9 protein-coding genes are annotated in these 11882 nt (G+C 74.4%); 3 read left to right on the top strand and 6 right to left on the bottom strand.

The window, feature by feature from the left end; all coding sequences use genetic code 11:
- Positions 1–102 precede the first annotated feature (102 nt).
- Complete coding sequence (locus GTW08_RS10990) at positions 103–882, bottom strand: enoyl-CoA hydratase/isomerase family protein (RefSeq protein WP_073574905.1); 780 nt, start codon at positions 880–882, stop codon at positions 103–105.
- On the bottom strand, positions 879–1883 hold the full coding sequence (gene fgd, locus GTW08_RS10985; protein WP_073574906.1) for a glucose-6-phosphate dehydrogenase (coenzyme-F420): 1005 nt from the start codon (positions 1881–1883) through the stop codon (positions 879–881). Before fgd ends, GTW08_RS10990 begins: the two co-directional genes overlap by 4 nt.
- A gap of 370 nt (positions 1884–2253) precedes the next feature.
- Between fgd and recQ the strand changes: the two genes are divergently transcribed.
- The 3 genes from recQ to GTW08_RS10970 all read left to right on the top strand — a co-directional run bounded on the left by recQ (position 2254) and on the right by GTW08_RS10970 (position 5537).
- Positions 2254–4080, top strand: coding sequence for a DNA helicase RecQ (gene recQ, locus GTW08_RS10980; RefSeq protein WP_139282780.1), 1827 nt, complete (start codon positions 2254–2256; stop codon positions 4078–4080).
- A complete protein-coding gene (locus GTW08_RS10975; RefSeq protein ID WP_217266870.1) occupies positions 4077–4847 on the top strand; it encodes a gamma-glutamyl-gamma-aminobutyrate hydrolase family protein in 771 nt (256 codons plus the stop codon). The genes recQ and GTW08_RS10975 overlap by 4 nt, the downstream gene beginning before the upstream one ends.
- A gap of 114 nt (positions 4848–4961) precedes the next feature.
- Complete coding sequence (locus GTW08_RS10970) at positions 4962–5537, top strand: DinB family protein (protein ID WP_237453730.1); 576 nt, start codon at positions 4962–4964, stop codon at positions 5535–5537.
- A gap of 19 nt (positions 5538–5556) precedes the next feature.
- Here the strand turns inward: GTW08_RS10970 and GTW08_RS10965 are convergent, their stop codons facing one another.
- The 4 genes from GTW08_RS10965 to GTW08_RS10950 form a co-directional block, all read right to left on the bottom strand.
- The gene (locus GTW08_RS10965) at positions 5557–7830 is read right to left on the bottom strand and encodes a HelD family protein (protein WP_083658488.1); all 2274 of its coding nucleotides are present in this window, start codon (positions 7828–7830) and stop codon (positions 5557–5559) included.
- Between the two features lie 276 nt (positions 7831–8106).
- Entirely contained in the window at positions 8107–10491 is a 2385-nt protein-coding gene (locus tag GTW08_RS10960) for a glycoside hydrolase family 65 protein (RefSeq protein WP_073574908.1), read from the bottom strand.
- Complete coding sequence (locus GTW08_RS10955; RefSeq protein WP_073575340.1) at positions 10488–11222, bottom strand: beta-phosphoglucomutase family hydrolase; 735 nt, start codon at positions 11220–11222, stop codon at positions 10488–10490. The genes GTW08_RS10960 and GTW08_RS10955 overlap by 4 nt, the downstream gene beginning before the upstream one ends.
- Positions 11223–11295: 73 nt before the next feature.
- The coding region (locus GTW08_RS10950) for a histidine kinase (RefSeq protein WP_161151851.1) at positions 11296–11882 on the bottom strand (587 nt) is incomplete at its 5' end.

The following is an 11882-nucleotide window of genomic DNA, read 5'->3' as shown; positions in this document are numbered from 1 at the left end:
CGCCGGGTCGTCGCGGGGAGCCCGGCCAGCGGGCGCTGACCGAGAACACACACGACGAGGGGGCGCGACCGGACGGTCGCGCCCCCTCGTCGTGTGCGGTGGCTAGTGGAACTGCGGGCGGCGCTTCTCGCCGAACGCGGCGAGCCCCTCGGCACCCTCCGGACCCGCGGCGCAGGTCGCGATGGAGTCCGCCTCGGCCGCGAGCTGCTCGTCGAGCCCCCGGTCCCAGGTCACGCTCAGGAGCCCGCGGATGCGGCCCAGCGCGGCCGTCGGTCCCTGGGCGAGCCGGTGCGCGACCGCGGCGGCCTCGTCGGCCACCCGGTCGTCGTCGACGACAGAGGCGAGCAGCCCCAGCTCGGCCAGCGTCTCGGCCTCGAGGACCTCGTCGGTGAGCAGGACCCGCCGCGCCCGCGCTGCGCCGATCAGCCGCGGCAGCGTCCAGGTCATCCCGCCGTCCGGGGAGAACCCGATGCCGGGGTAGGCGGGGCGCATCCGGGTCGAGGTCCCGCCGACGGCGAGGTCGCAGGCCAGCGCGATGCTCATGCCCGCACCGGCGGCCCAGCCCGGCACGGCAGCGACCGTGGGCACCGGGGAGGCGGCCAGCGGGCGCAGCATGGAGTGGAAGGTGTCGGCGAGGCCGTGCACGTAGGCGTAGCGGTCCTCGGCCCCGGCGAAGGCCCGCACGTCACCGCCGGTGCAGAAGTTCTCGCCGTCGCCGTGCACCAGCACCGCTCCGGTCTCGGCCGGGTCGAGCGCCAGCAGCGCCTCGGTGACCTCGGCCATGGCGGGCCCGTCGAGGGTGCCGTGACGGCCGGTGGAGACCCGGCAGCGCAGCACCCGCCCGTCGCGGGTGACGGCGGCGGCGCCCGTCGCGGCGCTCACGCGAGCGCCCGCAGCTTCGGCGCGACGTCCTCGGTGAACTGCGTCAGGAACCGGCGCTGGTCGTGCCCCGGTCCGTGCACGACGAGGTGGTTCAGGCCCGCGTCGAGGTAGGGCTTGATCTGCTCGACGGCCTCGTCGGGGTCCGACGCGACGATCCAGCGCTTCACCACCTGCTCGATCGGCAACTCGTCGGCCAGGCGCTCCATCTCCTGTGAGGAGTCGACGGAGTTCTTCTGGTCCGCGGTCAGCGACAGCGGCGCCCAGAACCGGGTGTTCTCCCGCGCGGCGTCGGGATCCCGGTCGTAGCTGATCTTGATCTCGATCATCTTGTCGATGGCGCCCGCGTCGCGGTCGGCCTTGCCCGCGCCCTCCTCGACCCCCGGGAGGAGCTTGTCGGTGTAGAGGTCCATGCCCTTGCCGGAGGTGCAGATGAACCCGTCGCCGAACCGGCCTGCGAACCGGGCGACCATCGGGCCCCCCGCGGCGACGTAGATCGGCACCGGCTGCTCCGGCCGGTCGTAGATCATGGCGTCGACGAAGGTGTAGTACTCGCCCTCGATGCTGACCGACTCCTCGGTCCACAGCGCCCGCATCATCTTCACGGCCTCGCGCAGCCGGGCGAAGCGCTCCTTGAACTCGGGCCACTCCCGCCCGGACACCGCGATCTCGTTGAGCGCCTCGCCGGTGCCGACGCCGAGTGCGACCCGGTTGCCGGTGAGCAGCGCCATCGTGGCGAACTCCTGGGCCAGCACCGCCGGGTTGTAGCGGAACGTGGGGGTGAGCACGGAGGTGCCGATCTGCACCCGCTTCGTGCGCTCCCCCACCGCCGCCATCCAGGGCAGTGCGGCCGGGGCGTGCCCACCCTCGTGCCGCCACGGCAGGAAGTGGTCCGACGCCCAGACGCTGTCGAGCCCGAGCTCCTCGGCCAGCACCGCGTACTCGACGAGGTCGCGGGGGCCGAACTGCTCGGCCGACGCCTTGTACCCGATCTTCAGATCCACGGATCCGTCCTTCTCGCGTGATCGCCCGGCGCCCGGTCTGCGAACGCCGCTGGTCCTGCAGGTCTTGCTACACCCCGGGGCCGTCCGGCGCAGCACCGCGGCGCCCGCGACACACGGGCGGTGACCGGGGCCACGCCCCTGGCCCGGGCCCGGGCGCGGTCGGCGGTGCCGCGAGGTGAGTGCCGGGCGGGGCGCACGCGGCGGGGCTCGTACGATCGACGACGTGTTCGACGCCTCCGACCCGGACGAGATCCCGCTCCCGCCCGAGCCCGAGGACGACTACGGCGACGAGCCCCCACCGGAGGACGCCTGGGCCGCCGTGCCCGCCGGGCCGGGGCGGCTGCCGGAGCCGGAGCCGGTCCCGGAGCGGGTGCACAGCAGCGACCCGCACGAGATCCTGCGCCGCGTCTTCGGCTACGACGCGTTCCGCGGCGAGCAGCAGGCGATCGTCGAGCAGGTCACCGGTGGCGGGGACGCGCTGGTGCTCATGCCGACCGGCGGCGGCAAGTCGCTGTGCTACCAGGTCCCGGCGCTGGCCCGGCCGGGCACCGGGGTCGTGGTGTCGCCGCTGATCGCACTGATGCAGGACCAGGTCGACGCGCTGCGCGCGCTCGGGGTGCGGGCCGGGTTCCTCAACTCCACCCAGGACGCCGACGAGCGCCGCCTCACCGAGCAGGAGTTCCTCGCGGGCGAGCTGGACCTGCTCTACCTCGCCCCGGAGCGGCTGCGGGTGGAGTCCACGGTGCGGCTGCTGGAACGCGGCCGGATCGCCCTGTTCGCGATCGACGAGGCGCACTGCGTCGCGCAGTGGGGGCACGACTTCCGGCCCGACTACCTGTTGCTCTCCGAGCTGCCGAAGCGCTGGCCGGACGTCCCGCGGATCGCACTCACCGCGACCGCGACCGACGCGACCCGCACCGAGATCGCGCAGCGCCTGGAGCTGACCGGGGCTCAGGCCTTCGTCGCGAGCTTCGACCGGCCCAACATCGCGTACCGGATCGTCGCGAAGAACGAGCCGCGTCGCCAGCTGCTGGAGCTGCTGCGTGCCGAGCACGCCGGGGACGCCGGCATCGTCTACTGCCTGTCACGGCGCAAGGTCGAGGAGACCGCGGAGTTCCTCACCGCGCAGGGCATCCGGGCGCTGCCCTACCACGCGGGGCTCGACGCGTCGGTGCGCCGGGAGAACCAGTCCCGGTTCCTGCGCGAGGACGGGCTGGTCATGTGCGCGACGATCGCGTTCGGCATGGGCATCGACAAGCCCGACGTCCGCTTCGTCGCCCACCTCGATCTGCCGAAGTCCGTGGAGGGCTACTACCAGGAGACCGGGCGTGCCGGCCGCGACGGCGAACCGTCGACGGCGTGGCTGGCCTACGGGCTCGCCGACGTCGTGCAGCAGCGCAAGATGATCGACGACGGCGAGGGCGACGCCGCGCACAAGCGGCGCCTGGCCCAGCACCTCGACGCGATGCTCGCGCTGTGCGAGACCACCGAGTGCCGCCGGGCGCAGCTGCTGCGCTACTTCGGGCAGAGGCCCGATGCCCAGCGGTGCGGGAACTGCGACACCTGCCTGACGCCGGTGTCGTCGTGGGACGGCACGGTCGCGGCGCAGAAGGTGCTGTCGACGGTGTGGCGGCTGAAGAAGGAGCGCAACCAGGAGTTCGGCGCCGGGCAGGTCGTCGACATCCTGCTGGGCAAACGCACCCCGAAGGTCGACCAGCACCGCCACCACGAGCTGTCGGTGTTCGGCGTCGGGACCGAGCTGACCGACGTCGCGTGGCGCAACGTACTGCGCCAGCTCGTCGCGCGCGGGCTGCTGACCGTCGGCGGGAACTACTCGACGCTGCGGTTCACCGAGGAGTCCCCGGCGGCGATGCGCGGCGAGCAGAAGGTCATGCTGCGCAGTGAGCCGGAACGCGCCGCGCGGTCGTCGCGGTCGCGGGGCGGGTCGAAGCCGGCCGTGGAGATGCCGGCCGAGCTCGCGCCGGTGTTCGAACGGCTCCGGGCCTGGCGGGCGGCGACGGCGAAGGAGCAGGGCGTTCCCGCCTACGTGATCTTCCACGACGCGACGCTGCGGGAGATCGCGACCCGCGCCCCCGCCGACCGGGCCGCGCTGGGCACGATCTCCGGGATCGGCGAGGGCAAGCTCGCGCGCTACGGCGACCAGGTGATCGACGTGCTGCGCGGGGCGGACTCGTGACGCGCCCGCTGATCGGCATCAGCTGCTACAGCGAGCGGGCCGACTACTGGATCATGCGCGACGACGACGTCGTGCTGGTCCCGCGCACCTACGTCGAGATGGTGCTGGACGCGGGCGGGGTCCCGGTGCTGCTCGCCCCGACCGACGGCGCCGTCGAGGCCGTCGACGCCCTCGACGGGCTCCTCCTCACCGGCGGCCAGGACGTCGACCCGGCCCGCTACGGGCAGGTGGCCGGCGCGCACACCGACACACCGCGCACCGGACGGGACGCCGCCGACGTGGCGGCGCTGCACCGGGCGCTCGGCCGCGGGATCCCGGTGCTGGGCGTGTGCCGCGGGCTGCAGCTGCTCAACGTGGCGCTCGGCGGGACGCTGCACCAGCACCTGCCCGACGTGGTCGGTGCACAGGTCGCCGGAGCGCACTCGGCCGGACCGGGGGTGTACGCGCCGGTGCCGGTGCTGACCGAGCCGGGGACCCGGGCCGCGGAGATCCTGGGTCCGGGCCCGGTGACGGTGCGCTGTCACCACCACCAGGGGGTGGACCGCGTCGCCCCCGGGCTGCGGGTGTCCGCCCGCGCCGGGGACGTCGTCGAGGCGCTGGAGTGGAGCGACCCGTCGGGCCCCGGCGGCACCGACGCGCCCTGGGTGGTCGGTGTCCAGTCCCATCCCGAGCGCGACGGCGAGGACCTTCGCCTGGCCGGTGCCCTGGTCGCCGCCGCCACCCGGGCCCGCAGCCGCGCCGTCCGCCCGGCCCGCCTCGCCGGCTGACCCGGATCCACACCCCTGTCCGGTGTCCACACCTGCCGCAACGGGTGTGCCGACCGGACAGGGGGTGTGGACGCGGGCAGTCGGTGTCCGCGATCGGGGCCAGACTGTGGGGTCATGACGGAGATGGGGACGAGGACGGGTGTCGAATGGAACGGCGAGCTGCTCGCGCAGCTGACGTTCCACTGGGAGACCGCGCTGCGCCCGCGGCTGGCCGGGCTCACCGACGACGAGTACCACTGGGAGCCGGTTCCCGGCTGCTGGGGCGTGCGCCGCCGCGGGGAGTCGGTGACCCCGCCGGGCGCCGGGTCCGGCGCCTGGGTGATCGACTTCGCGTTCCCGACGCCGGAGCCGCCGCCGGTCACGACGATCGCCTGGCGGATCGGGCACGTGCTGGTCGGGGTGTTCGCGATGCGCTCGCACTCCCATTTCGGCGGGCCGGCCGTCGACTACGACTCCTACGCCTACCCCGGTACCGCGGCGGCGGCCCTGGACGCCCTGGACACCGAGTACGCCCGCTGGACCGCCGGGGTCGCCGCCCTCGGCGCCGAGGGCCTCGCCCGGCCGTGCGGACCGGCCGAGGGTCCCTACGCCGACGCGCCGCTGGCGACGCTGGTGCTGCACATCCACCGGGAGGCCATCCACCACGGGGCGGAGATCGCGCTGCTGCGCGACCTCTACCGGGCCGGCTGAGCCGAGCGCCGAGCCGAGCTCAGCCGGCCCGCCCGATCCGCTTGAGCACCGGGGGCAGGTCCCCGGAGTGGAGCACCCCGAGCCGCTGGGTGGCCCGGGTGATCGCGACGTAGAGGTCGTTGAGCCCCCGCGGGGACTCGTCCAGCATCTCCTGCGGCTCCACCACGACGACCGCGTCGAACTCCAGGCCCTTGGAGGCCGCGACCGGCAGCACCACGACCGGGGCGTCCAGCTCGGACTCCCCCTCCGCGGGCCCGGGGGTGGTGAGCCCGGCGGCGTCGAGGGCGGCGCGGACCCGGTCCAGTCGGGCCAGCGGTGCGAGGACGACGGTGCGGCCGTCGCCCACGGCGTCGCGCTCGGCCCGCACCCGCTCGGCCAGTACCCGGTCGCCGTCGGCCCCGGCGGGCAGCGCGGCCGCCCACGGCGGCACCCCGGTCGAGCGCACCGACGACGGCGGCCGCAGCGAGGCGTCGATCTCGGCGAGCACGTCGTCGGCGACGTCGGCGATCTCCGACGGCGTCCGGTAGTTGACGGTGAGCTGCTCCAGGCGCCAGCGACGGGCCACGAACGGCGACAGCACCTCGTCCCACGACCCGGCGCCGCCGCGGTCCCCCGTCTGGGCGATGTCCCCGACCAGGGTCATCGAGCGGGCGGGGGCGCGACGCATGACCATCCGCCAGGCCATCGCCGACAGCTCCTGCGCCTCGTCGACGATGACGTGGCCGTAGGTCCACTCGCGATCGGCGGCGGCCCGCTCGGCGGTCGAGTCGTAGCGCGAGACCTGCATGCGCTCGGCCAGCCGGTCGGCGTCGATGATGTCGGTGGCACGCAGCAGCTCGGGGTCGAGGTCCTCCTCCAGGTCGAGCACGTCGAGCACGCCCTGGGCGTACTCGACCTCCTCCCGCAGCGCCGCGGCCTCGGCGGCGGCCCGGGCGGCGCCGTCGTCGCCGAGGAGCTCGGCGGCCTCGTCGAGCAGGGCGACGTCGGCCGGGGTCCAGCGCAGGTCCGGGGGCACGTCGGCGTCGGGCGCCGGGCGCTCCAGCAGGGCCCGCTCGGGTGCCGGGATCCGCCGGGCCACCGAGTTGAGCCGGCGACGGTCGGCGAACAGGTCGGTGAGCAGCTGCTCGGGCGACAGCGTCGGCCAGAGCTCCTCGAGCTGCGTCGCGACCTCGGCGGACTCGGCGAGCTCGTCGCGGATGTCGTCGACGTCGCGCCGGTCCAGCAGGCCGGACTCGCCGCCGCCGACGCGACGGGCGACCTGCTGGGCGAGCAGCCGCAGCAGCTCCTTGCGGAAGATGCGGCGGGCCTCGTTGTGCGGCTTGCGGGAGCGCCGGGCCCGGGTGCGGGCCTGGGCGACGGTGTCCCGGTCGAGGACGACCCGCTGCTGCTCCACGACGAGCTCGACCGGGGTGCGCGGCAGCTGCTGCCGGTCGCGCACCGCGGCGGCGATCACCGGCGCCATCTCGGCGCGGCCCTTGAGCTCAGCGGCGGCCGCGGACTCGGTGCGCCGCGCGTCGAGCCCCGGGAACAGCTGGGCGACGGTGCCGAGCACGACGCTGGTCTCCCCCAGCGAGGGCAGTACCTGGCCGATGTAGCGCAGGAACGTCGGGTTCGGCCCGACGACGAGCACACCGCGCCGGGCGAGCCGGTCGCGGTGGGTGTAGAGCAGGTACGCCGCGCGGTGCAGCGCCACCGCCGTCTTCCCGGTGCCGGGCCCGCCCTGCACGACCAGCACCCCGGACGGCTTCGACCGGATGATCCGGTCCTGCTCGCCCTGGATGGTGGCGACGATGTCGCCCATCCGCCCGGTACGGGCCGAGGAGACCGCCGCCAGCAGCGCGGCCTCGCTGGTGAGCCCCGAGCCCGAGCGCGCCCGCTCCGCCTCGGTCATCTCGGCCAGGTTGAGCGGCTCGTCGTCGACCGCGACGACCTGCCGCAGCCGGGTCCGCAGGTGCCTGCGCCGCCGCATCCCCTCGGGGTTCGCGGCGGTGGCGGTGTAGAACGGCCGGGCGGCGGGTGCCCGCCAGTCCATCAGCAGCGGCTCGTACTCGTTGTCCTCGTCGAGCAGGCCGATGCGGCCGACGTAGCGGATCTCGCCGTCGTCCGCGTCGAGCCGGCCGAAGGCCAGCCCGTGCTCGGCGGCACGCAGACCGGCGAGCCGGTCGGTGAGCATCTCCGCGGCGGCGTCGCGCTGGGTGATGGCCTGCGGGGTGCCGACGGTCTCCTCGCGCAGCGTGTCGGCCAGCCGGCGCGCGGTGTCGCGACGGCGGTCCTCGAGCTGCTCGTAGAGCATGGCCACGTAGGACTGTTCGTGGGCCAGCTCCGGGTCGACCGGCGCGGCGGGGTCGGCCGCGGCAGCCGGGGAGCCGGCAGCGGAAGTGGGTTCGGGCACGGCGCGGGGATCCTCCACCGGGGGGACGTACACGAGGGGTCCGCGCGGTGCCAGGACGAGCCTGTCGCCGACGGAGCGACTGGCCAGGCTACCAGTGGTGGACGGCCTTCCGGTACGTGACGGACCGGGATCAGCCGGCCGGGCCCGGCACCCCCGCCCGCACCCGGAACGTGGCGGTCAGCCGCGGACCCGCGGGGCCCGTCCATGGGGCTGTTCCACCGGCTCCACCCACTCCGGGGTGGGGGTCGGCGCGGTGGCCGGGCTCTCGTCGTCGAGCGCGATGGGCTCGCCGTGGTGGCGCAGCCGCATCGGGGCGCCGTCGGTGAGCCGGTACTCGGTCTCCTCGGGGGTGATCGAGACCCGGATCCGGCGCCCCTGCCACTTCAGGCCGAACGAGATCCGCGACAGCGACGCCGGCAGCACCGGAGCGAACGACAACCCGTCGGCCTCGCAGCGCATCCCGCCGAAGCCCAGCACGACCGCGGTCCAGGTCCCGGCCATCGACGCGATGTGCATGCCGTGGTCGGTGTTGCCCGCCAGGTCCTGCAGGTCGACCAGGGCGGCCTCGGCGAGGTACTGGTGGGCCAGCTCCAGGTGCCCGGTGCGGGCGGCCATCACCGACTGGGTGCACGCCGACAACGACGAGTCCCGCACCGTGATCGCCTCGTAGTAGGCGAAGTTGCGGCGCTTCTGCTCCTCGGTGAACGCCTCCGGGAAGATCTGCATCGCCAGCACGAGGTCGGCCTGCTTGATGACCTGCTTGCGGTACAGGTCGAAGTAGGGGTAGTTCAGCAGCAGCGGGTACCGCTCGGCCGGGGTCTCCTCGAAGTTCCACCGCTGGTGGTCGGTGAAGCCCTCGGACTGCGGGTGCACGCCCAGGCGCTCGTCGAACGGGATGAACATGGCGCCGGCGGCATCGCGCCAGGACGCGATCTCCTCGGAGTCCACCCCGAGCCGTGACGCCGACCTCGGGTGCTTCGCGGCGACCTCGGCGGCGTAGCGCAGGTTCTGCTGGGCCATCAGGTTGGTGTAGACGTTGTTGTCCGCGATCGAGGAGTACTCGTCGGGGCCGGTGACGCCGTCGATGCGGAAGTTGCCCGCCGAGTCGTGGCTGCCCAGCGAGCGCCACAGCCGCGCGGTCGCGACCAGCAGCTCCAGCCCGACCTCCAGCTCGAACTTGGTGTCGCCGGTGGCGTGCACGTGCCGCTTCACCGCGTCGGCGATGTCGGCGTTGATGTGGAACGCCGCGGTGCCCGCGGGCCAGTAGCCGGAGCACTCGTGGCCGCGGATGGTGCGCCACGGGAACGCCGCGCCCTTGAGGCCGAGTGTCTCGGCGCGCTCGAAGGCCAGCGGCAGGATCGACTTGCGCCAGCGCAGGGCGTCCGCCGCCGCCTCCGGGGCGACGAAGGACAGCACCTGCAGGCAGAACGTCTCGGTGTCCCAGAAGGTGTGGCCGTCGTAGCCGTCGGCGGTCAGCCCCTTGGCCGGGATGCAGCGGCGCTCGGCGCGGGCGCCGGCCTGCAGGATGTGGAAGGTCGCCAGCCGCACGGCCTGCTGCAGCTCGGCGTCGCCGTCGATCTCGACGTCGGCGGTGGCCCAGAAGTCGTCGAGGTAGTCGCGCTGCTCGGCGACCAGGCCGTCCCAGCCGGTGTACCGGGCGGCGGCGATGGCGGCGCGCACCTGGTCGTAGACGGCGGGCAGGCTGCGCCGCGAGGACCAGCCGTAGGCGAGGTACTTGACCACGCGCAGCGACTGGCCGGGCTTGACCCGGGCGATGACGGTGGTGCGGGCGAGGTCCTCGTTGGCGTCGGTGGACACCTGGACGCCGTCCGGGCCGAACACCTCGTGCTCCATCGCCGCGCCGCAGCGCAGCTCCGACTTGCGGGTGCGGTGCACCAGGGTGGCCCCGGCGTCGCCGGCGCGGGACTGCTCGGGCTCCAGCACGTTGTCCAGCGCGGTGTCCAGGCGCGGGTCGTCGGCGTCGCGGCCGGGCAGCTGCTCGTTGGCGACGAGCTCGGACTGCAGCACCAGCAGGGCGGCGTCACCGGCGGCGCCGCTGCCGTCGTTGCCGTTGCTGACCAGCTCGACCTCGTAGGAGATCGCGGCGACCGCGCGCTGGGTCAGCGAGACCAAGCGGGTCGAGCGGACCCGGACCCGGCGCCCGGCCGGGGACTCCCACTCGACCTCGCGGTGCAGCGTGCCGGCCTGCATGTCCAGCACCCGTTCGTGCCGGTGCAGGGTGCCGTAGCGCAGGTCGAACGGCTCGTCGTCGACCAGCAGCCGGATCAGCTTGCCGTTGGTCGTGTTGATGATCGTCTGCCCGGACTCGGGGTAGCCGTAGCCGCCCTCGGCGTACGGCAGCGGCCGGACCTCGTAGAAGGAGTTCAGGTAGGTGCCGGGCAGGACGTGCGGCTCGCCCTCGTCGAGGTTGCCGCGCAGCCCGATGTGGCCGTTGGACAGCGCGAAGACCGACTCGGTCTGGCCCATCGCGTCCAGGTCGAGGCGCGGTTCGCGGACCACCCACGGCTCGACGGTGAAGGTGGGCAGGTGGTCGGGCTTCACGAACGCTCCAGCAGGTCGGCGAGATCGGTGACGACGACGTCCGCGCCGTGCTCACGCAGCGCGTCCGCCTGGTCGAGACGGTCGACGCCGACGACGGCGCCGAAGTCCCCCGCGTGGCCGGCCTGCACGCCGGCCAGCGCGTCCTCGAACACCACCGCGGCGGACCGGTCCACCCCGAGGTCGGCCGCGGCGGCGAGGAAGGTGTCGGGAGCGGGCTTGCCGGGCAGGCCGCGCTCGCGGGCGGTGACGCCGTCGACGCGGTGGTCGATGAAGGTCTCGAGCCCGGTGACCCGCAGGATCTGCTCGGCGTTCGCGCTGGAGGACACGACGGCGGTGGTGAGCCCGGCGTCCTTCACCGCCTCCAGGTAGCGGCGCGACCCCGGGTAGACCTCGACTCCGTCGGTGCGGATCCGCTCCTGCACGAGGTCGTTCTTGCGGGTCGACAGGCCCCACAGGGTCTCGGTGTCCGCGGTGTCGTCCGGGGACCCCTCGGGCAGCTCGATCCCGCGCGAGGCGAGGAAGCTGCGGGTCCCCTCGAGACGAGGCTTCCCGTCGACGTACGGACCGTAGTCGGCGTTGACGTCGAACGGGGTGTACCCGTCACCGTCGCGGGAACGGAGGTACTCGTCGAACATCTGCGTCCACGCCGCGGCGTGGACGCTCGCGGTGTCGGTGAGTACGCCGTCCAGGTCGAACAGGCACGCGCGTGTGCCGTCGGGCAGCCCCAGCATGGCGCGCACGCTATCCGGATCGATGAAGGTCCGTCGCCCCGGGCGGTGCACGCCACTCCCCCGCCGGCGGGTGTCACACGACGGGCACGCCCAGCGGCAGGACCAACAGGACGAGCGGGGCGCGGGCGGGCCGCTCGGCCGGGCCCGCCGGATGGACCTCCACCCGGGCCGCGGGCCCGTCGGGGGCGTCCGGGTCCAGCCGCACGTGGACCGCGCCGCCCGCGCTGTGCGGCTCGATCTCCTCGGCCACCCCGCGGCGGACCGCGGCGAGCACCGACAGCGGCGGCACCGCCGACGACGGGTCGACACCGGCCCCGGACGGGTCGTCGAGCTCGGTGGTCAGCCGGGCGCCGAAGCGGGTCCGTTCGATCTGCAGGTACGCCCGCACGGCGGCGAGCTCCTCGTCGAGCCGGATCGAGGGCTCCCCGGCCCGGTCCGCGGCCCGGGACAGGTCGGCGAAGCCGAGCAGCAGCTCCCGGGCCCGTGGCGGGTCGGTGCGCACCAGCGAGGCGATGGTGTTGAGGGTGTTGTAGACGAAGTGCTGCTCGAGCCGCCGCGACAGCGGCCCGTGCCAGGGGCCGTCCGGGGCGGTGGCCGGCGGCACGGGGTCCACGGGGGCGCGCGGGACGGCGTCGCGGACCCGGATGCGGACGGTCTCGT

The organism is Pseudonocardia sp. SID8383 (assembly GCF_009864975.1).
GTDB classification, from domain to species: Bacteria; Actinomycetota; Actinomycetes; order Mycobacteriales; family Pseudonocardiaceae; genus Pseudonocardia; species Pseudonocardia alni.
This window is presented reverse-complemented; position numbering and strand designations above follow the sequence as displayed.

Excerpts from the sequence above, each read along its gene's own strand:
- GTW08_RS10970 (WP_237453730.1), top strand. The coding sequence starts at position 4,962 with ATGACGGAGATGGGGACGAGGACGGGTGTCGAATGGAACGGCGAGCTG.
- GTW08_RS10965 (WP_083658488.1), bottom strand. The coding sequence starts at position 7,830 with ATGCTCTACGAGCAGCTCGAGGACCGCCGTCGCGACACCGCGCGCCGG.
- GTW08_RS10955 (WP_073575340.1), bottom strand. The coding sequence starts at position 11,222 with ATGCTGGGGCTGCCCGACGGCACACGCGCGTGCCTGTTCGACCTGGAC.